This window comes from Mesorhizobium sp. M0437, from assembly GCF_040321335.1.
In the GTDB taxonomy this organism is placed as follows: Bacteria; Pseudomonadota; Alphaproteobacteria; order Rhizobiales; family Rhizobiaceae; genus Mesorhizobium.
Window position 1 is genome coordinate 16356 of sequence record NZ_JAMYRK010000018.1, and the last position, 19804, is coordinate 36159.

Below are 19804 nucleotides of genomic sequence, written 5' to 3' on the forward strand. Positions count from 1 at the left end.
GCAAATGTCGATGACCCGTTCTCCCGACGCTCCGGTTCCGCCTGACCAGGCGCAGCACGCCCTGCAGTGCCTGACGACCGAGCATTTCGTGCTGCAAAACGCTCGCGCCGCGACCATTCAGGAAGCGAACCAGAGAGCCGATCTGTTCCTGACCTCGGTCTCAAGCGCAACGATTGCCTTGTCCTTCGTCGCGCAGGTCACGGAGATGGGCAGGCCGTTCGTGTTGTTCAGCCTGATCTTGCTGCCTTGCCTTTTCTTCATCGGACTGGTCACCTTTGTGCGCGCGGTGCAGGTTGCCATCGAGGACATGGTGCATGCCCGCGGCATGGCCAGGATCCGCCACTATTTCGTCGAACTGGCGCCGGTCCTGCAAAGATACCTTGTCAATTCCACGCATGACGACCCCTCGGCGGTGCTGGTCGACAAGGGCCTCAGACCCTCGCCGCTGCAATATTTCATGACCACCGCGGGGATGGTGGGCACGATCAACGGCGCCATTGCCGGCGTCTTCACCGGCATCGTTGTTAAGTCCGCTTTCGGCGGGGGCATGTCGCCCGGCGTGATTTGCGGGCTGGCGGTCTTCGCGACATGCATTCTCATCCTGCGGCGCTATCATAGTCGCGCCTGGGCGGCGGCCGAAGAAAGCTTGCCCGCACGGTTCCCGGGCGACAATGGCAGGGAAAGCTAGCGCCGACATATCCGGATGTCGAAAAGTGGCAGGGCGCCGCCCTTGCGTCTTGCGCGCCAATTGACCATCCTCGCCAACATCATTTGCACCGCGGCCGGGGGGTTCGCACATGCCGACGCTTTATGCGCTGAAACCGGCCTTCCAGGCCAGGCTGCGGCCGCTTGCCGATGGCCTGGCCAGGGCCGGCGTCACCGCCAACCAGATCACACTGCTGGCCGCTGCCCTCTCGCTCGCCGCCGGCCTTGCGGTGGCAGTCCTTGCAGGCCATCGCGCGGTCTTTCTGCTGATGCCGCTCGTGCTGTTTGCGCGAATGGCGCTGAATGCGATCGACGGCATGCTCGCAAGGGAACATGGCCAGGCCTCGAAGCTCGGCATGTATCTCAACGAGCTTTGTGATGTCGTCTCCGATCTCGCTTTGATCCTGGCCTTTGCCGTCATTTTTCCTGCCTGGGGCCTCGTTGCATTCGCGATCGCGGCTATGATCACGGAGTTCGCCGGCGTGCTCGGCATCGCCGCCGGAACCGGGCGCAACTATGCCGGCCCGTTCGGCAAAAGCGACCGGGCGCTGGCGCTTGGCATCCTCGCCGTGCTTATCGCGTCCGGCCTGTGGGTCCCAGCGCTCACGCCGCTCGTGTTTCCGGCCATGGCTACACTCTCGCTGGCGACCGCCATCAACCGGATACGCAGCGGCCTTAACGGGAGCAGCAGCTGAATTCCGGTCTCGCCAGGGAGAACAACATGCTTCACCAACAGACGGTTGCCGCAGTGGCTTCAGCCAATATCGAGCGGGTGGCGCAGGAGCGCAGCTTCAAGAGCCATGACGGCACCGAGGTCTTCTATCGCTATTGGCCGGCGCTGTCGGAAAACCGCAAGGGTGCCATCCTGCTGTTCCATCGCGGCCACGAGCATGGCGGCCGCATGGCGCATCTGGTCGACGAGCTGCAGATGCCCGACCACGCCTTCTATGCCTGGGACGCGCGCGGCAATGGCCGCTCCGCCGGCGAACGCGGCTATGCGCCATCGTTTGCGGCACTGGTGCGCGACATCGAGTGTTTTGTGCGCGAGATCGGCAGCGACGGCTTTGCCCGGCGCGATATCGCGCTGATCGCGCAATCCTTCGGCGCCGTGCTTGCCGCCGCCTGGGTGCATGATTACGCGCCCGACATTCGCGCCCTGGTGCTGGCCTCGCCGGCCTTCTCGGTCAAGCTCTACGTGCCCTTCGCCAAGCAAGGCATTGCGTTGTGGCAGAAGCTGAAGGGCCGCTTCTTCGTCAATTCCTACGTCAAGGCGAAATTCCTGACGCATGATCCCGAGCGCATCGCCTCCTTCGACGCCGACCCGCTGATCACCCGGCCGATCGCCTCCAACATCCTGGTCGAGCTCTACGATCATGCCGCGCGCATCGTCGCCGATGCCCGCGCCATCACCGTGCCGACACAGCTTCTGATCTCCGGCAGCGACTGGGTGGTGCGCCATGGACCGCAGCACGAATTCTTCGTCAATCTGGCGAGCCCGGCCAAGAAGCGGCACGTGCTGCCCGGCTTTTTCCACGACACGCTGGGCGAGCGCGACCGCCACAAGGCACTCGACCTGATCAGGCCCTTCCTCGAAAAGCAGTTCGCGGCGCCGGAAGAGCCGGTCGACCTGACCTGGGCCGACCGCGCCGGCTACACACGCGACGAGGCCGACCGGCTGGCCTCGCCGCTGCCGCTGCTGTCTCCCAGGGGGCTCTACTGGGCAATGAGCCGCGCCTCGATCCGCATGGGCGCCTGGCTGTCGTCCGGCATGAAGACGGGGATTGCCACCGGCTTCGATTCCGGCTCGACGCTCGACTATGTCTATGAGAACGAGGCGCGCGGCATCAGCCCCATCGGCCGCATGATCGACCGCACCTTTCTCGATGCCATCGGCTGGCGCGGCATCCGCCAGCGCAAGCTGCATCTGGAGGAGCTGATAGGCAGCGCCGTTGAGACGCTGAAGGCCGCCGGTCGGCCGGTCCATATCGTCGATATCGCCGCCGGCCATGGCCGCTATGTGCTCGATGCCGTGCAGAAAGGCGCCGCGCCGCCGGCAAGCGTGCGGCTGCAGGATTTCTCCGAGCTCAACGTCTCGCTCGGCCGCAAGCTGATCGCCGAGCGCCATCTGCCGGCGACCGTCTCGTTCCATCGAAGTGACGCCTTCGACGCCACGCTGCTGGCCGGGCTCGACCCGGCGCCGGATCTCGCCATCGTCTCGGGGCTCTACGAATTGTTTTCCGATAATGCCATGATCGCCCGCTCGCTCGGTGGACTGGCCAGCGCCATGCAGCCCGGAAGCCTGCTGGTCTACACCAACCAGCCCTGGCATCCGCAGCTCGAGATGATCGCGCGCAGCCTGACCTCGCACCGCGGCGGCCAGGCCTGGGTGATGCGCCGCCGCACGCAGGCCGAGATGGACCAGCTGGTGGCGGCCGCCGGCTTCGAGAAGCTCGACCAGCGCATCGACCAGTGGGGCATCTTCACCGTTTCGGTCGCGCGGCGCGTCTGAGCATGGACCTGCCTGCCTGTGCCTCACCTCGCGATGCCGCTGCCCTTCCGGCCTTGCCGCGCGAGCCGTATCCCGGGATCGTCCTGCGCGCCGCATTGTGGCTGGCATTTCTGGCGCCGTTCTTCTACGCCACCTACGGCTTCGCCAACTGGCTGGCGTCGCGGCGCGACGACGTCGGCAGCATCGTCTTTGGCTGGGAGCATGGCATCCCGTTCCTTGCCTGGACGATCGTGCCCTACTGGTCGATCAACCTGTTCTACGGCTTGTCGCTGGTGTTGAACAATTCGAAGAGCGGCGTCGACCGCCTCGCCGGCCGCTATCTGACGGCACAGATCGTCGCCGTCGCCTGCTTCATCCTGTTCCCGCTGACTGCCACGTTCGTGCGCCCGCAGACGAGCGGTCTGCCCGGCTTCATGTTCGCCGTACTCGGCGGCTTCGACAAACCCTTCAACCAGGCGCCGTCGCTGCATATCGCGCTGCTGGTCATCATCTGGGACCATTGCCGTCACAGATTGGCCGGCATCGCCGGCGTCGCCTGGCATGTCTGGTGTTTCCTGATCGGCGCCTCGGTGCTGACGACGTGGCAGCACCATTTCATCGACATACCGACCGGCGCGCTGCTCGGCCTTTTCGCGCTGTGGCTGTTTCCGCGCGACGGCGCCTTGCCTTTCGCCGGCTTCCGCCTGACCGCGGACCCGAAAGCGCGGCTTCTGGCGCTGTTCTATGCGCTTGGCGCAGCCTTTGCGCTGGCCGGCGCTGCCGCCGGCGCATTGGTCTCGGCGCTGTGGCTCATCCTGTTGTGGCCGGCACTGGCGCTGGCCATAATCGCTTTCGCCTATGCCGGCGCCGGCGCCAAGGTGTTCCAGAAAACAGCCGATGGCCGCGTGTCGCTGGCCAGCCGTCTTCTGCTGTGGCCCTACCGGGTTGCCGCCAAGGTCAATGTGTGGGCATGGACGCGAAAGCTCCCGGCGCAGATCGTCATCGCCGACGGTGTTTCCCTTGGCCGTTTTCCGACCGCCGCCGAGGCCGACGCCTTCGGCACGGTGATCGACCTTGCCGGCGAATTGGAACGGCCGCGTGGCGCCTCGATCCGATGGTTGAGCCTGCCCATGGTCGACCTTTTGCCGCCGTCTCGCGAGGCGCGTGCGCAAGCGGTGGCGGCGATCGAGACGGCGCGGAGCCAGGGCACGGTGCTGGTCTGCTGTGCGCTCGGCTTCCAGCGCAGCGCCGCCGTCGTCGCCGAATGGCTGGTCGCCAGCGGCCGGGCCGCCACGTCGGATCAGGCGCGAGGCCAGCTCGCTGCCGCCGGCCGGCCTGTGCATCTTGGCATGGACGCGGCGACATGACTGCTTTTCGAGATAAGGCCGAGACGTTCGCCGCCGGACTGATGGTGCAGGTGGCGTGGCCGCTGCTGTTGATTGCTGCTGCCTTGCTGGCGGCGCCGGTCATCGGCCTGGCGACTGCGCCGCAAACATCGTCGCTGTCCGCGGCGGCCTGGCTGATCGCCGCCGCGGGTGCCATAGCCACAATTATTCTCTCGGCCCTGCTTTTGTTCGACGCGCTGCTGTTCCGGCTGATGGCCAGCCACGCCAGCGAAGCAGGCGGCGGTGCGGCGATCGACGACGTGCTGGCGCGCATGCGGCTGAAACCCACGGCGGCCGGTGGCCGCTCGCTCGACCAGCGGATGGCCGGCACGCGCCGTCTGCTCGCCAAGCAGCGTATCGCCTTCAGCCTGTTCGCGGCGGCCTCGGTCGTCGCGGCATTCTTTTGAGCCCGTCCATGACAAAGCTTCGCGTCAGCACCTATACCCTGCTGCAGACGGTGACCTCGGTCGGCCTGTCGGCACTGGCCTGGGTGGTCACCGGCGTGCGGCCGATCTGGAACGGCAGCCAGCCGTCGGACCGGCAGCGCATCTACTTCGCCAACCATGCCAGCCACGGCGATTTCATCCTGCTGTCGGCCTGCCTCAGCGAGAAGGAGCGCGCCCGTACCCATGCGGTGGCGGCCGCCGATTATTGGAGCAAGTCGCGGCTGCGCCGTTTCATTGCCGAGGACATGCTGTCTTCCGTGCTGATCCACCGGCAGTGGACGGATGAAACGCAGCACCCGATCTCGATCATGCTGTCGGTGCTCGACCAGGGCCACTCGCTGATCCTGTTTCCCGAAGGCACGCGCAACATGACCGACGAACCGCTGCTGCCGTTCCGCTCCGGCCTCTACAATCTGTCGATGGCGCGGCCCGATGTCGAGCTCATCCCGTGCTGGATCGAGAACATGTCGCGGGTGCTGCCCAAGGGCCAATTCGTGCCGGTGCCGCTGCTTTGCCGCGTCGTCTTCGGCGCCCCGATCGCCATTCAACCGGGTGAGGAACGCCGCGCCTTTCTCGACCGCGCCCGCGAAACGCTGCTGGCGCTGAACCCCCGGCCGCAGCGAGACGATTGAGGACCAAGGCAAAATGCTGCCGATGATGCACGAAACCCTCATTCTGATTGTCGGCCTGCTGGCGGTGCTGATCAGCGCCAGCGTCGTCGCCGGCGTCTTGTCATGGCGCGCGCCAAAGCCGTTGTCGCCGACGCTGGTCAACCTCACCCAGCGCATCAATGCCTGGTGGGTGATGGTGGTGGCGATCACCGTTGCCTTCTTCTTCGGCCGCCCCGGCATGACCATCCTGTTCGCGCTGATTTCGTTCGCCGCGTTGCGCGAATTCGTGACGCTGACGCACAGCCGCCGCAGCGACCACTGGGTGCTGCTCGGCATGTTCGGCATCGTCATCCCGTTCCAGTACTGGCTGGTGTGGACCGCCTGGTACGGCCTGTTCACCATCTTCATCCCGGTCTACTGCTTCCTGCTGATGCCGGCGATCACCGCGCTGCACGGCGACACCGAGCGCTTTCTCGAGCGCGTCTCGGCGCAGCAATGGGCGGTGATGATTTCGGTCTACTGCGTCAGCCACGTGCCGGCGCTGCTGACGCTCGAGGTGCCAGGCTTCGAAGGCCGCAACCTGTTGCTGATCGCTTTCCTGATCATCACCGTGCAAGGCAGCGACGTGCTGCAATATATTTTCGGCAAGCTGTTCGGCCGGCATCTCCTGGCGCCGACGGTCTCGCCGTCGAAGACCTGGGAGGGGCTGGTCGGCGGGCTGGCGGCGTCGAGCCTGCTCGGCGCGCTGCTGTCGTTCCTGACGCCGTTCTCGCCGCTGCAGGCAGCCGGCGTCGCCTTCATCGCCTGCCTGATGGGCTTCCTTGGCGGGCTGGTCGCCTCGGCCATCAAGCGCGATCAGGGCGTCAAGGACTGGGGCCATCTGATCGAAGGCCATGGTGGCATGATGGACCGTGCCGACAGCCTGGTCTTCGCCGCTCCGGTCTTCTTCCATACGGTGCGCTATTTCTGGACTGTATGAAGGTTGGCGCCGTTTGCCGCGGCGGACGGTTCAGGGCGACCTTGCGAAGATGACCTGAGCCGTTTCGTTATTACCACTTTCGCGAAAGCGGTAATAACCCAACCTGCCGCGGTCTTCGCCGCGCTCATTTTGCCGCGGCGAGCGGCTCTTTCTTGCGCGCCGGCGTCAGGCGACGCATGCGGCGTTTGGCGGTGGTCTTCAGCGCCACCGGCGGAGCGCTGGACAACGCACCGAGCACCGCGCCTACCATGCCACGTGCGACGAAATCGGCGTTGATCTCGTTGGCCAATCTGGCATCTGCCTCCTGGTTGTCGCTGTCGGCTTCCGACCACAACACGATGCCCACTCGCAACCTTGGTTTGGTGCGTTTCAGCCGACGGACCAGGAACCGCCCGTGCTTGACGGAATCCCGGTTCAAAAATCCGATGACGACACTATCGACGGCGTCGAGCTCAAGGCGGCGAATGCTCCCCGGTTCCATCTCGGCGAAGCTCGCTCTCAACACCGTAGCGCCCTGGACTTCGAGCACCTGGGCCAGCATGGCGGCCGCCGCGTCGTCGAGTTCGCCGCGCCCGCCGGCGCACAGCACCGACATGCCCGTGCCATCCGGCAGTTCGGTGTACTCCTCGCCCTGAACCTCCCCCTGAACGTGCCTGTCCTCGCGTGAGCCGTTGTCCTCGGCCGCGGCCGTGTCGTCCGCTTCCGCCTCCTCCTGCGCGCTGTCGTCGAGGTTCGCCACCATCGTCAGCGCGCTGCCCGCGACCTGCTGTCTTTGCTCGTCGCTCAGCACACCACGCACCCGGTCCTGCTCGCCGAGCAGAAGTGCGGGAATCGCGACCTTGTCGTAGAACTCGACCAGATATTCTTCGTCCAGCATCTCCTCGGCATGGTCCGTCGCTTCCTCGGGATCGCCGGCCAACAGCCGCTGGTAAAGCCGGGCGTGCGGTTCGAGCACGGGTTCGTTGCCGAACAGAACGTCGAGGAATTCGAACTGCGGCACATGGCGGCCGAGCACGACGAGACAGACCGTGAGCGGCGTCGACAGAACCAGGCCCAATGGCCCCCAGAGCCAGGTCCAGAAGATCGCCGCAACGATGATGGCCAATGGCGACAGCCCGGTGCGCGAGCCGTAGAGCCAGGGTTCGATCACGTTGCCGGTGATCAGTTCGACCACGACGAAAAGCCCTGCGGTCCAGAGCACGAGCGACCAGCCGGGCGCCACGGCAAGCGCCAGGAACAGAGGCAACAGCGTCGCGATGACCGGGCCGATATAGGGAACGAAGCGCAGCGCCAGCGCCAGCAAACCCCACAGCAATGGATTGGGTATGCCCAGCAGCCAAAGTCCAATTGCAATCGGGACGGCATAGACGATGTTCACGACCAGTTGCATGAGCAGATAGCGGCCGACGCGCTTGCCGGCATCCTGCAGCGCCTCGGTGGTTCGATGCAGATCGCCATAGCCGACGAGGCGTATGAAGCGATCGCGCAGGTCCTCCCGCTCGAGCAGCATGAATATGACGACCACGACGATCAGTCCGGCCGATGCCAGCGGGCTCAGCAGCGGGCCGATCAGATTCTGGAGGACCTCGAGCGGTCGTTCGCGCGCGACGATTTCGACCGGGATCGGTTCCCGCGGAGGCTGATCGGCGGCGGGTTGTACGGGCTCGGGTCTGTCGAGTTCCTGGCCGACGCGTTCGATCACCCGGCTCAATCTGGAAACGATGCCGCCGCCGACGCCGGTTTCCTTGAGCGACCGGACCTTGGTCAGGATATTCGCCTGGTAGAGCGGAATGTTCTGCGCCAGTTCACTGACCTGCGTGGCGACGATGAAGGAGAACAGCGCCAGCACCGTGAATGCGCCGAGCACACTGGCGATCACGGCCGGAAGACGCGGAATGCCGGCTCGCTTGAGTGCCGACACCATGGGCACGAGCGCAAAGGTAAGCAGCAGCGCGATTGCGATCGGCAGAAAGACCTCGCGCCCGAAATAGAGCGCCGCGACGGCCGTCACGACCGACGCTACGCTGGGCAACGATGTGCGCGGAAGCGCCCTGGCCGCGGAAACGATGCCCGCCCGCCGGGGCTCCGACAGGTGCGCGTCGTTTCGACGATTTGCCGCCACTTGATACCTCCGCTCCGCCGTCGCCATGATCGGGCATATTGAGCCGGCCTGCAACTTCGCAGCGTCTCACCCAGCCGGACGCCGATTGCCCTGGTCGGCAGCGCGGCAAATTCAGTCATGGTAGAATTTTTTGCATTAATGACGTCACGGGCAATCCTGTTCCATGTCTGCGCCAGAACGTGGAACTTTTGGGTCAAAACACCGTTCCTTCGTAGATCGCTGATGGACAACCTCAAAGCAGCAGCTCAGGAGGAATGATCATGAACTTCAAGACGCTTTGCATGGGCGCGATGGCCCTTTCGATGATGACCGGCGCAGCGCTTGCCGCCGGTGCCACTGGCACTTCGGCGCTCGACGATCCGCAGAAAATGACGCCCTTCTTCACCGACGCCGGCATGAAGACCATGAAGTCGGAAGCCGAATTCAAGGCGGCATGGATGGCCATGTCCACGAGCGACCGGGCCATGATGTTGAAGGAATGCAGCGACGCAGGCATTGCCAAGATGCATGCCGACTTCTGCAAGATGGCCAAGCAGCTCAACAAGTAACCGTCGGCTTCTTGCCAAGCGAAATGGGGGCCAAGCGAAAGGGCGGGCGGCCCTTTCGCGACCTTCCAGTCCGCACTCATACCGGCGGGTGCCTAGCCATTTGAAATCGCGACGCCGGCCGGAGCGGCAATGACATTATGGTCCAGGGGCACCGTCTGCTTGCAACCTGGGTTTTCCGGTCGGCCGTTCCCGCATAGTATTGGCGGACGGCCCGCTTGACGCTTGACCCCGCTTGACGCTTGACCTTGTCGCCGAGCGTGGGATAGGCCGGAGACTGGCCCGACCACCTCCCACCGGAGTCCCACGAAAGACCTGCCATGACCGACGCGATCATAAGAGACAGCAATGGCACGGCGCTGCACGAGGGCGACTCCGTGACCCTGATCAAGGATCTCAAGGTCAAAGGCACGTCGGAGACGATCAAGCGCGGCACGCTGGTGAAGAATATTCGCCTCACCGGCAATCCCGGCGAGATCGAATGCAGCACCAGGCAGGTGAAGGGCCTGGTGCTGAAGACCGAGTTTTTGAAAAAGGCGTGATCGCCTCGGCACCCTTCGCTTCGCTTCCATATCAGTGGCTCTCGAATCGCTCGTGTGAGTGAACCGCCCACGCGAGGAACTGGAGGAGCCGCGCCCTCCCCCTATGTTGCACTGCGTTAGATTTGTTGCATTGCAATATCGTCGCATCGGGTCGAGCCTCTGCGAGGTGGGCATTCCTTGCATGAGGTGATTGTGTCGGCATCATTTCGGCCTGACATCGAAGGGCTGCGCGCGCTGGCGGTGGCGGGTGTCATCGCCTTCCATTTTGGTCTGTCCGGCCTGCCCGGCGGCTTTGCCGGCGTCGACATCTTCTTCGTCATCTCCGGCTATCTGATCACCCGCCACCTGGTTACGGAAATTACCGAGACCGGGCGGCTGAACCTCTGGCGCTTCTACGCCCGGCGCGCCCGGCGCCTGTTGCCGGCGGCACTGTTCGTCATCCTCGCCACGCTGTTCGCGGGTTACTTCATCCTGTCGCCGGAGGAACAGGCGCTTTATTCGAAAGGCGCCATGTTCGCCTCCGCCTACATGATCAACCTTTGGCTGATCCGCTGGTCGTTCGACTATTTCGCCGCCGACGCCACCAACAACCCGTTCATCCACTTCTGGTCGCTCTCGGTCGAGGAACAGTTCTATTTGGCATGGCCGGCGCTGCTTCTTGCCGCCGCCTGGCTGCGTCCCGGCAAGCGCGCCGCTATAATCGTCATCGGCGTCGCCGGCGCGGCCTCCTTCGCCGCCTGCGCCTGGCTGACGGAAGTGTCGCAGCCCTGGGCCTTCTATTTCTCGCCGCTCAGGGCCTGGGAATTCGCCGCCGGCGGCCTCGCGACCATGGCGCCGGCAAAGATCTGGCGCGACCGGCCGCTGCTGGCCACGCTCCAGGCATGCCTCGGTCTGGCGCTGATCGCCTGGGCCTATCTGATGCTGGACGAAGACTCGCCATTTCCCGGGGTGAATGCGCTGGCGCCTGTTGTCGGCACCGTGCTGCTGCTGCTCAGCGGCAGCGGCGGCCGCAATCTGCCGAGCGCCCTGCTGGCGCTGCCGCCCATGCAATGGTTGGGCCGGCTGTCCTATTCGCTTTATCTCTGGCACTGGCCGGTCATCGTCTATGCGGCGATGGTGGTTCCCAGCCTGTCCATCCTGGACCGCCTTGCCTGCGCGGCGCTGACGCTGTTTCTGTCGATGTTCACCTATCATTTCATCGAGAACCCGATCCGCCGCAACGGCTGGCTGATGGCCGGAGCAGCGCGGGCGCTGGTGCCCGCCGTCGCGCTGACCGGCGCCGGCGTGGTCGCGGCCTATGGCAATGCGCGCTTTGCCGAGCACAATCTCAGCCCCGAACAGCACGTCATCGCCGACAGCGCCGCGCAGCTCTCCACTGTGCGCGCGAGCAATGGCGGCTGCGTGCTCGATTTCGAGACCGTCAAGCCAAAACCCTGCATGTTCGGCCGCAAGGATGCCCAGCGCTCGGTCGTGCTGTTCGGCGACTCGCATGCCGACCATTGGTCGACGCCGCTGATCAAGGCGGCCGAGAAGAACAATTTTCGCGTCGTCACCTTTCTCAAATCCTCCTGCCGGGCTTCGCGGGTGACGACCTGGAACTGGCGGCTGAAGCGCGACTACACCGAATGCGACCAATGGCGCGAGCAGTCGGTCAAGGACATCATCGCGCTCCACCCCCAACTGGTGGTGATCTCGGAGTTCTCGATCGGCAATGTGATGAAGGAATCGCCCGAGGAGTTGAGGCACGCCGATTGGCAAGCGCAGTGGCGGACGGGCCTCACCTGGACGCTTCAGGCCTTCAGCCAGGCCGGCATCAAGGTCGCGGTCATCAGGGACGTTCCCTACAATGCAAGCTACGCCGACAAGTGCGTGGCGCGGGCGCTGTGGCGGGGCCAGACGCCCGCGACATGCGACACGCCGAGGATCATGGCGGCAAACGACGACATCGCCACCATCGAGCGCGATATCGTGCGCTCGACACCGAACGCTGCTTACATCGACATGACCGACCGCTTTTGCGACCAGACCACCTGCCACGTCTTCATCGACGGCAAACTAGCCTTCCGCGACCGCCACCACCTGGCGACGCCCTTCGCCGAAACGCTGGAACCGGCGGTGGAGCGGGCGCTGTTTTCGGATGTGATGGCGGCGGCTGTAAAGTAACGGTTCCGGATCTTATCGGATCACGACCCAGCCCCTCGGCAAGGAACCATGCGGGGTCAGCTAAGGATGAGACCAGCCAGTAAAACGGTAAGGATAAGCGACAGCGGAACTGCAAGAAGGCAGCACAGCTCGAAAGTATTGGCTGGCCAAGAAGTCATTGGGCGCTTTTCCATATTGGCCTCCTCCCTCAACGGCCAGACCTGACGGCAGTTCCGCTTAGATGGTGCTCATCCCCACCACTCATCATGCAATTGGCGAAGCTCGTTCCGCTTCCTGGTCATCCATCGTGCACGCGCCAGATGTGTCGCCCACGCCCGGAAAGCCCTGTCCGGCTCCTGCTCCGGATCAATGTGCAGAACGATGCGGGCGACCTCACGCCAATCAGTCCCTTCAGCCGACGCGTCGAGCAGCCGGATATAAGTAAGCATGCGATCTTCGTCATAACCGGTCGGCACCGAAGACGTCGGCGCTGCGTTCGCGATATGAGAGTTTGGCTGCTTTGGCATTGCGACCTACCAGCAATGGCGCACCGTAGCAGCCTATAAAGAAGCCCGCGCCGTTTGATCGGAGGATGCGCCGATCGAGATTCGCCTCGACGGTCGGCAAATGGGGGCCTCAGGCGGAGTTCCCCGCCCAGCTGGGCTCACGCCTCACCACGTCGTGATCGGGTCGAGGCAATCTATCTATTTTAGTGGAACCTAATTTAGTCGACGCAATTATGCGTGCGTGAGAAAGCGTGAAATCCAGACCGTCACTGAAAGCCGGCTATCGCGGGATCAGTTGGCCGATGATCCAGTGATTGCAGTCGATTTGACGGAACGGATATTACAGGCGGCCGACAACGACAGAATTGTTTGCCTCGTCGTGGCAACGGAGGAGCTGGAAACCGACCGCATCGAGAAAACGGAACCTAAGGAGACCAGGATTGCCGCAAGCTTCGTCCGGGACTTTGAGGTAATGCTGCTTGTTCTTTATGCGGCCTACGCCCTCGCTGTGCTGGGTGCGACCGCGTTCGTTTTGCTTGAATTGGGCCATGTTCTGTAGGCAGACGTCGGCAAAAAACGGGACTGACGCGCGATTGCCGCTGTTTGATGAGAGGAGCGGCCACGCTGCGTCGACGATCCGACCCCGGCGCAGCCAGCGGCGTTTTCGCGCCAGCAGGCGCTAAACTTCGGGCTCGTCCGTTCGTTACATCTTGCCAATCTATGGAACGAGGCTGCCCCTCGGGGGTTTTTCTATTAGAGGGACGTTAAAGAAGGAGGTAGCTATGAAGAAGCTCCTGCTTGCCTCGGTGATCGCCATCGCATCGGCGGCTTCCGTGATCGGCCCGGCGAATGCCGGCGGCAGCGTCACAATCGGCATCGGCAACGGCTATGACGACGACGACTATTACTATCGCCACCATCGGTATTCCGATTACGACGATGAGTACGTCCCCCGTTACCGCTATGATGTCTATAACGAGGACTACGCGCCGCGCTACCGGTACCGGTACCACCGGCGCTGCCACACCGAAGTCATCAGGCACTGGCGTCATCACCACCGGATTATCGAAAGAATCCGTGTCTGCCGTCGTTGACGGATCGATCCGGCCGGTAGTGCCGGCCGGATCGGCGGGGCTTCTCACCTCGGCTTGCGCATCAGCATCATGCCGTAATGCACGGCCAATATGTCGAGCCCGATCTTGAGTAGTTTCACCACCACGTCGCGCGGCTCGCCGGCCTGTTCGGCCAGGCTCTTGACCGTTGCGTCGGCACAGCAGACCTTTTGCACGATGCCGGCGATCTCCCAGTGGGCAAGCGCCCTGGTGGCCTCGGCATGGTCGCGGCCGGCGGACAGGATGTGTTCGGCGACGCCGCTGCCGGTGCGGCCGCCGTCGACGCGCTCGGCCCAGGCCATCGGCTTGGCGGTTGCCTCGGACGAGTTGCGGAAATCCTGGCGGTAGCGCATGCCCGCCTCGCGCTGCTGGCGCGACAGCGAGGTGAGGCCGCTCAGCGGGTCGACGTTGCGCACCCGCACGATGCCGCCGGCCGCTGTGTGGCCGTCATTGGAGACCTCATAGAGGCGCGCTCCTTCCTGCGTCCCCTTCGCCAGCCGCTTGCGGCCGAACCGATCGTCCTTCAGTGCGAAATCATGGCCGATCTCCTTGCGGATGCGCACCTGCTCGGCCTCGCCTTTCGGCAATCTCGGTGGCCTGGCTTTGACCTTTTGGGCGGTTTTGGTGCTCATCGGCTCGGTCCTCCTGGGTTTTGGTCGTCGGGCTCTGGCTAACTTCCAGCCTCATTGCAGCGGGCTCAAATCGCTTCGGCCGGCAGCGTGCGCAGGAAGCGCGCAGCGTGATAGGCGCAGTAGCTTTCGATGGGTTCGTGCGCATTCCGCAGCACAGCATGTCCAAACCTGGCCGGCTGCCGGGAGCGTCGTTTTCCGCATCCTCCTGCGGCGTCGTGTCGAGCGGCGCGCGGCAGCGCTCGAACAGGCAATCGATGAAGCGCATGGCGGCGAAATGCGGCTGGCGGCCGCTGGCGGCGATCGGGCGCGGCGCCGGCATTTCGAGCGGTGCGCCATCGGTCCCGGTGATCCGAGCCGGACCCGGCTGCCAGGCCGGCGGCGCCAGCCGGGCCGACAGCCTTGCCGGGCGGCAGCGTGGCTCGGCCTTCGGAGCCGACTCCGCCTGATCAGCAGTGCTGGATGGCTCAGGCGCCGAATTTCCGAGCCGGCCGCCAGAGCGTCCACCACACCAGCCCTTCGATCTGGCAAGGCCGATGATGCGCAAACGGGCGGTGCGGTGGACGATGCCGATGATGGCTGCACGCGAGGCCGGGCGGCCGCGCAGCGCGGTCAACCGGGTGGCGATCTTCGCGGCCGACAGTCCGCTCGTCAGCCAGTTCTCGATTTGTTCCAGTTCCAAGGCGGAATAGCGGGCGGCCATGATGTTTCATTCCCTGCAAAAATGGCTGTGTGCGGCGCCGGCTTTGCCGGCCTCAGGCTCGAAAGCCGGTCAGCCTTCGCGTGGTCTGCTGCGATCGAGCTTCATCTCGGCCGCCCTGCCTTGTTGCGCCGGACGCTGCCTTGCCCGTCCGCTTGTCGAAGGCGATGACCGTGCCGTCTTCGGTGCGGATGCAGGAAACCGCGGCTTCCGCATTGCCGGCCGGCAGGCAATTCGTGGCCGGAGCCGTGAGGGGAACGGCTCCGGCCGTTCCGGCCGCTTGCGCTGCCGGATCCGAGGCGCGAGCCTCGGGCATCGTCCCGGCCGGGGAGGAGGACAGCCGCGACGAAGGGGAAAGGGTTGGCACATGCATGGCCCCGGCGATCGGTTGCGCTACCGCCTCCAGGCGAGCGCTGCCGGCGCGCTGAACGGCGGATTCAAGGACCGAAAGCTGGCGAAGCGACTTGTGCATGCCTACATAAGAGCATAACTCAAATCATAATGCAAGCGATTCTTGCATAGACGAACCGAATCTTATGCCTCAGATGGAGCCATGGCGAAAACTGCACTGTCGATCAAGGTCGGAGCGGCGATCCGCCGGGCGCGCAAGCAGCGCGGCCTGGTGATGCGTCACATTGCCGAGCACAACGACACCGACGTCGCTGCCGTCGGCAATTGGGAGACCGGGCGCAACCTGCCCAAGACCGAGAACCTTTTGAAGACCGCCGCTTTCCTGCGCGTCGACCCGGTGGCGCTCGGCAAGGGCGAGGTCGTTTTCCTCGAAGATGCCGGACCGGTCGCCGATGCCGAGATCGTCACCGATCCCGGCCCCCTGCCCGCCGGGCCGATGGACATCCAGCTTCTCGGTACCGCCGTCGGCGGCGACGATGGCGACTTCACCTTCAACGGCCAGCCGGCCGGCTATGTCCAGCGGCCGCCGGGGATCCGGCATCTGCGCAATGTGTTTGCGCTGCACGTGCTGAGCGATTCGATGGTGCCGCGCTACGAGCCCGGCGAGATGATCTATTGCGGCGGCCGCGAAGCGTTGCCCGGCGACCATGTGGTGATCGAGACCCTGCCCGAGGAGAACGAGCAAAACGGCAAGGCCTTCATCAAGAAGCTGGTCAAGCGCACCGCCGCCGAGCTGATCGTCGAACAGTACAACCCGCCCAAGACGCTGTCCTTCAACCGCTACGCCATCAAGAACGTCTTCCGCGTCATCCCGCTCAAGGAACTGCTGGGGTATTGAGGGCTTGTTGCCTTCTCCCCTTGTGGGAGAAGGTGGATCGGCGCACAGCGCCGAGCCGGATGAGGGGTGCTGGAAGGAACGCGGCGGAGGAAATGTAGAAGCGATTTTTAAGCACTTACGCCATCAAGGTAGCGATCCGTCCAACACCCCTCATCCGACCGAGCTTCGCTCGGCCACCTTCTCCCACAAGGGGAGAAGGGAAGAGCAGCACGCCCGCCCCCTCAAGCCCGCCTCGACTGCAGCTCTCGACCGTTGAGCAGGCGCGCCTCGGCGCGGGTCCGCTGCCGGTCGTCGATGAAGGCGGCCTGGATCGAGACGGCGGCGCCCGGCAGGCCGTCGGCCCGGCAGGCCTTGCAGATCAGGCGCCCCGAAAGTGCGGCCAGCGGTGTCTCCGGCCTCACCCCATGCCGCTTGAGTTCGGCCGGTTTCCACCACCTGTTGCGGCCGCAATCGATGCACTCGACGGCAATCGAGACAACATCCGCGATCGTCGCTTCCCTGCCCGCTAATGCCATAGCCATCCCCATCATTGTTCCTGCTTTGTTCACATCATTATCGGTTTTCGGGGCGGAGTCGAGTCGGTTCCGCTTGCACCAACGTGAAAGTTTCACTTGTTCAGGTACTTGAGTTATGCTTCTATCTCGTGCAGGGCTGGAAATCGGCGCGAGCAACAGAACCGCGGCCGCTCCGTCGGCCGGCAAGCAAGGGAGTGACGATGGACCTCGCCCAGTTCGCCCAGGCCTGCGGTTATGCCGGCCACAGCCCGGCCATGCTTGCTGCCTTCGCAGCCATCCGCCAGGACGGCATCCGCACGGCGCGCCAGGGCCATGGCCAGCGCAAGTCGGCGATCGACCGGATGAAGCCGAGCCGCGCTTTGTTCCTGGCGGCGATCCGCCCGGCGCAGTCGGCCGAGGAGGCGATCGAGGACGCCGCCCGCTTCCTGTCGATGTTCCGCAACATGCCGCGCTGGCGACAGGAAAGGCGCACCGCCGACTTCGCCCGCGCCAGGCAGCAACGCCTCTTCGCCCGCTTCTTCCGCCGCTACGGCCATCGCCTCTGGGCGCTCGAGGCGACCTGAAGGCGCGCGGGCCTCCCTTGCAAAACGGATGTTGCGATCGCCGACACCGCGCCGTATGTCTCCGCGCGATGAGCGAGATCGAATTCCGTCGCGCGCAGGCGCCCGACCTGCCGGCGATCGTTGCAATGCTTGCGGACGATGTGCTCGGCGCAGACCGGGAAGACCCGTCCACGCCGCTTGCGCCATCCTATCTCGATGCCTTCAGCGCAATCGATACCGATCCCAACCAGTTGCTGGCCGTCGCGGTCAACGCCGGGCAAGTGGTCGGAACGCTGCAGCTCAGCTTCCTTCCAGGCATTTCGAGAAAAGGCGCCTGGCGCGGCCAGATCGAAGGCGTTCGCGTCGCGCGGCAATGGCGCTCGCGCGGCGTCGGCAAGCTGATGATCGAATGGGCGATTGAAACATGCCGTTCGCGCAATTGCAGCTTCGTCCAGCTCACCACGGACAAAGGTCGACGGGAGGCCCACGCTTTTTACGAGCGCCTCGGCTTCACCGCCAGTCATCTCGGCTACAAGATGGCGCTGTAGATCAGCATTTCATCGCATTCAGCGCCGACCGCTCATCTTCGCTACCCACTCTGGATGGAGCATTGACAAGCCGGCCTTTCGCCCTGCTCCATCCGCCCATGATTTACGACCGAACCTGGCTTGAGAAAACCTTTCGCGCAAAGCCCCGGCAGAAGTTCCTGTTCTTCTGGGGCCATCAGCCGTCTAAGGACGGCCGAATAAGCACGTCGTGCTTCAGCCAGTGGTGGCATGCGCCTTTTACCGTCGATGGCTTGAGCTATCCGACTGCCGAACACTGGATGATGGCCGAGAAGGCACGACTGTTCGGTGATGCTCCGACGGCAACACAAATCCTCAGGGCGGCGAGCCCCAAGCAGGCAAAGCAGCTTGGCCGCCAGGTGAGCGGCTTCGATGGCACCAAATGGGATGCAGACAAATATCGCATCGTCACTGAAGGGAGCTTTCAGAAGTTCCGTCAGAACGCGGCGCTGCGCGAATATCTGTTGTCGACGCATGACCGGGTGCTGGTCGAGGCGAGCCCTGTCGACCGGGTGTGGGGTATCGGCCTTGCGGCGGATGACGAGAGGGCGGTGAACCCGCTGCTGTGGCGCGGCGAGAACCTGTTGGGATTCGCGCTGATGCAGGCGCGCGATCGGCTGCGCGGCTGAACATTTGCCGTGCGCTCGTCATCTGCGGCAGCCTCCGCGCTGCTTGACAATCCACCCACAATGTTCTCTTTATGTTCTCACCACAACTCGAGACAATGCGGCGTTCGAACCGCCGCGGGCGAACGGGCCGGATGGAAGCCAACATCCTCCACGCGGATCTGGATGCCTTCTATGCCTCGGTCGAACAGTTGCTCGACCCGGCCTTGCGCGGCAAGCCGATTGCCGTCGGCGGCGGGGTAGTGCTTGCCGCATCCTATGAAGCCAAGGCGTTCGGCGTGCGCGGCGGTATGCCGGGACGGCGGGCGCGGGAACTCTGCCCGCAACTCGTCTTCGTCGGCGGCCATTTCAAGGACTATCAGCGGCTGGGCGATGCGGCAATCAAGGTGCTCGGCGATTTCACGCCGGTGGTCGAGCGGATTTCGATCGACGAGGCCTTTGCCGACGTCGCCGGCTGCACCCATTTGTTCGGCTCGCCGGCCGAGATCGCCGGCAAGATCCGCCGCCGCGTGCGGGCCGAGCTCGGCCTGCCGATCTCGGTCGGCGTAGCCCGCACCAAGCATCTGGCCAAGATCGCCTCACAGGTCGCAAAACCGGACGGGCTGGTGGTGGTCGATCCGCGCCACGAGCTGGAATTCCTGCACCACCTGCCGGTCGAGCTGATGTGGGGCGTCGGCCCGGTCACCAGGCAGCGGCTGGCCGGCATCGGCGTCAACACCATCGGCGAGCTGGCGAAGACCAATGGTGGGGCGCTTGAGCGCCTGCTCGGGTCGGCGGCGGGAGAGAAACTCAACGCGCTGGCGTGGAACCGCGATCCGCGCAAGCTCGAGACGCAGCGCCGGGCGCGCTCGGCGGGTGCGCAGTCGGCGCTTGGCCGAAAACCGGCCGAGGAGCAGGTCTTCGTGCCGGCTTTGCTGCATCTGGCCGACAGGGTCGCCACAAGATTGCGGGCGAAATCCCGGCCCGGCCGTACAGTGACGGTTCGCGTCCGCTTTGCCGATTTGCGCTCGGTGACGCGCTCGATCACGCTCGATCAGCCGATTTCGGCGACCGCCATGCTGGCCGAGATCGCCGAGGCGCTGGTGCGCAAGGTGCTCATCGACCATCCGCACGAAAAGACAATCTCGCTGCTGGCGATCGCCGTATCGCATCTGGAGCAGCATGCCGGCCTGCAACTGGAACTGCCGCTCGGGCTCGACGACGATCGCCGCCGCCCCGGCACCAGCAAGGGCGCGGCGCGCTGGACCGCGGATCGCGCCGTCGACAAGATCCGCGACCGCTTCGGCTGGGAGGCGGTGGGCTACGCCTCGGTCGCGCTCGAGCTACAGCGGTCGGTTCCCGACGCGTTTCGCGAGCTGGCCGAAAAGGAATTGTGAGCCTCGATTACACTTTGG

24 protein-coding genes are annotated in these 19804 nt (G+C 64.5%); 19 read left to right on the forward strand and 5 right to left on the reverse strand.

What is annotated here, in order from left to right:
- The first annotated feature begins 10 nt into the window (after window positions 1-10).
- From NKI72_RS13815 to NKI72_RS13845, 7 genes are all read left to right on the forward strand, one after another.
- Window positions 11-688, forward strand: coding sequence for a hypothetical protein (locus NKI72_RS13815; RefSeq protein WP_352775650.1), 678 nt, complete (start codon window positions 11-13; stop codon window positions 686-688).
- A gap of 109 nt (window positions 689-797) precedes the next feature.
- The gene (locus NKI72_RS13820) at window positions 798-1400 is read left to right on the forward strand and encodes a CDP-alcohol phosphatidyltransferase family protein (RefSeq protein WP_352850222.1); all 603 of its coding nucleotides are present in this window, start codon (window positions 798-800) and stop codon (window positions 1398-1400) included.
- A gap of 26 nt (window positions 1401-1426) precedes the next feature.
- A complete protein-coding gene (locus tag NKI72_RS13825) occupies window positions 1427-3214 on the forward strand; it encodes a bifunctional alpha/beta hydrolase/class I SAM-dependent methyltransferase (protein WP_352850224.1) in 1788 nt (595 codons plus the stop codon).
- A 2-nt stretch (window positions 3215-3216) separates the two neighbouring features.
- Window positions 3217-4560, forward strand: a complete 1344-nt coding sequence (locus NKI72_RS13830) for a phosphatase PAP2/dual specificity phosphatase family protein (protein WP_352834151.1) — start codon at window positions 3217-3219, stop codon at window positions 4558-4560.
- Entirely contained in the window at window positions 4557-4985 is a 429-nt protein-coding gene (locus tag NKI72_RS13835) for a hypothetical protein (protein WP_352541170.1), read from the forward strand. The genes NKI72_RS13830 and NKI72_RS13835 overlap by 4 nt, the downstream gene beginning before the upstream one ends.
- A gap of 8 nt (window positions 4986-4993) precedes the next feature.
- On the forward strand, window positions 4994-5656 hold the full coding sequence (locus tag NKI72_RS13840) for a lysophospholipid acyltransferase family protein (RefSeq protein ID WP_352775642.1): 663 nt from the start codon (window positions 4994-4996) through the stop codon (window positions 5654-5656).
- Window positions 5657-5678: 22 nt separating this feature from the next.
- Window positions 5679-6614 (forward strand): phosphatidate cytidylyltransferase, encoded by a 936-nt coding sequence (locus NKI72_RS13845; RefSeq protein ID WP_023675663.1) that lies wholly within the window; start codon window positions 5679-5681, stop codon window positions 6612-6614.
- Window positions 6615-6738: 124 nt separating this feature from the next.
- Here the strand turns inward: NKI72_RS13845 and NKI72_RS13850 are convergent, their stop codons facing one another.
- The gene (locus NKI72_RS13850; protein ID WP_352834148.1) at window positions 6739-8736 is read right to left on the reverse strand and encodes an AI-2E family transporter; all 1998 of its coding nucleotides are present in this window, start codon (window positions 8734-8736) and stop codon (window positions 6739-6741) included.
- Window positions 8737-8996: 260 nt separating this feature from the next.
- Between NKI72_RS13850 and NKI72_RS13855 the strand changes: the two genes are divergently transcribed.
- From NKI72_RS13855 to NKI72_RS13865, 3 genes are all read left to right on the forward strand, one after another.
- Window positions 8997-9284: a hypothetical protein gene (locus NKI72_RS13855; RefSeq protein WP_352501220.1), complete on the forward strand. Its 288-nt coding sequence runs from the start codon at window positions 8997-8999 to the stop codon at window positions 9282-9284.
- Between the two features lie 317 nt (window positions 9285-9601).
- Window positions 9602-9823: an alkylphosphonate utilization protein gene (locus NKI72_RS13860; protein ID WP_023675660.1), complete on the forward strand. Its 222-nt coding sequence runs from the start codon at window positions 9602-9604 to the stop codon at window positions 9821-9823.
- 192 nt (window positions 9824-10015) lie between these two features.
- On the forward strand, window positions 10016-11986 hold the full coding sequence (locus NKI72_RS13865; protein WP_352501221.1) for an acyltransferase family protein: 1971 nt from the start codon (window positions 10016-10018) through the stop codon (window positions 11984-11986).
- A gap of 227 nt (window positions 11987-12213) precedes the next feature.
- Here NKI72_RS13865 and NKI72_RS13870 read toward each other — a convergent pair whose 3' ends face one another.
- Window positions 12214-12492, reverse strand: coding sequence for a hypothetical protein (locus NKI72_RS13870; protein WP_352457314.1), 279 nt, complete (start codon window positions 12490-12492; stop codon window positions 12214-12216).
- Window positions 12493-12712: 220 nt separating this feature from the next.
- Here NKI72_RS13870 and NKI72_RS13875 point away from each other — a divergent pair, with 220 nt between their 5' ends.
- Together NKI72_RS13875 and NKI72_RS13880 are read left to right on the forward strand one after the other, a co-directional pair.
- Complete coding sequence (locus NKI72_RS13875) at window positions 12713-13030, forward strand: hypothetical protein (protein WP_352501222.1); 318 nt, start codon at window positions 12713-12715, stop codon at window positions 13028-13030.
- A 223-nt stretch (window positions 13031-13253) separates the two neighbouring features.
- Complete coding sequence (locus NKI72_RS13880) at window positions 13254-13565, forward strand: hypothetical protein (protein WP_352467934.1); 312 nt, start codon at window positions 13254-13256, stop codon at window positions 13563-13565.
- Between the two features lie 44 nt (window positions 13566-13609).
- Here NKI72_RS13880 and NKI72_RS13885 read toward each other — a convergent pair whose 3' ends face one another.
- The gene (locus NKI72_RS13885) at window positions 13610-14215 is read right to left on the reverse strand and encodes a DUF6456 domain-containing protein (protein WP_352834145.1); all 606 of its coding nucleotides are present in this window, start codon (window positions 14213-14215) and stop codon (window positions 13610-13612) included.
- 158 nt (window positions 14216-14373) lie between these two features.
- On the opposite strand from NKI72_RS13885, the gene NKI72_RS13890 reads away from it, so the two are divergent.
- On the forward strand, window positions 14374-14661 hold the full coding sequence (locus tag NKI72_RS13890) for a hypothetical protein (RefSeq protein WP_352850227.1): 288 nt from the start codon (window positions 14374-14376) through the stop codon (window positions 14659-14661).
- 87 nt (window positions 14662-14748) lie between these two features.
- Window positions 14749-14904 (forward strand): hypothetical protein, encoded by a 156-nt coding sequence (locus NKI72_RS13895; protein WP_352850228.1) that lies wholly within the window; start codon window positions 14749-14751, stop codon window positions 14902-14904.
- A gap of 63 nt (window positions 14905-14967) precedes the next feature.
- Here the strand turns inward: NKI72_RS13895 and NKI72_RS13900 are convergent, their stop codons facing one another.
- On the reverse strand, window positions 14968-15228 hold the full coding sequence (locus tag NKI72_RS13900; RefSeq protein ID WP_352834141.1) for a hypothetical protein: 261 nt from the start codon (window positions 15226-15228) through the stop codon (window positions 14968-14970).
- A gap of 237 nt (window positions 15229-15465) precedes the next feature.
- On the opposite strand from NKI72_RS13900, the gene NKI72_RS13905 reads away from it, so the two are divergent.
- Window positions 15466-16161 carry an XRE family transcriptional regulator gene (locus NKI72_RS13905; RefSeq protein ID WP_352457320.1) on the forward strand — a complete coding sequence of 232 codons (696 nt, stop codon included), beginning with the start codon at window positions 15466-15468 and terminating at the stop codon, window positions 16159-16161.
- A gap of 221 nt (window positions 16162-16382) precedes the next feature.
- On the opposite strand, the gene NKI72_RS13910 is transcribed toward NKI72_RS13905, so the two are convergent.
- A complete protein-coding gene (locus NKI72_RS13910; protein WP_352638087.1) occupies window positions 16383-16682 on the reverse strand; it encodes a hypothetical protein in 300 nt (99 codons plus the stop codon).
- A gap of 194 nt (window positions 16683-16876) precedes the next feature.
- Here NKI72_RS13910 and NKI72_RS13915 point away from each other — a divergent pair, with 194 nt between their 5' ends.
- From NKI72_RS13915 to dinB, 4 genes are all read left to right on the forward strand, one after another.
- A complete protein-coding gene (locus NKI72_RS13915; protein WP_352834138.1) occupies window positions 16877-17239 on the forward strand; it encodes a hypothetical protein in 363 nt (120 codons plus the stop codon).
- A 68-nt stretch (window positions 17240-17307) separates the two neighbouring features.
- Window positions 17308-17766, forward strand: coding sequence for a GNAT family N-acetyltransferase (locus NKI72_RS13920; RefSeq protein ID WP_352472143.1), 459 nt, complete (start codon window positions 17308-17310; stop codon window positions 17764-17766).
- A 98-nt stretch (window positions 17767-17864) separates the two neighbouring features.
- The gene (ybiA, locus tag NKI72_RS13925) at window positions 17865-18413 is read left to right on the forward strand and encodes a riboflavin biosynthesis intermediates N-glycosidase (protein WP_352834135.1); all 549 of its coding nucleotides are present in this window, start codon (window positions 17865-17867) and stop codon (window positions 18411-18413) included.
- 131 nt (window positions 18414-18544) lie between these two features.
- Entirely contained in the window at window positions 18545-19786 is a 1242-nt protein-coding gene (gene dinB, locus NKI72_RS13930; protein ID WP_352834132.1) for a DNA polymerase IV, read from the forward strand.
- The last annotated feature ends 18 nt before the right edge of the window (window positions 19787-19804 follow it).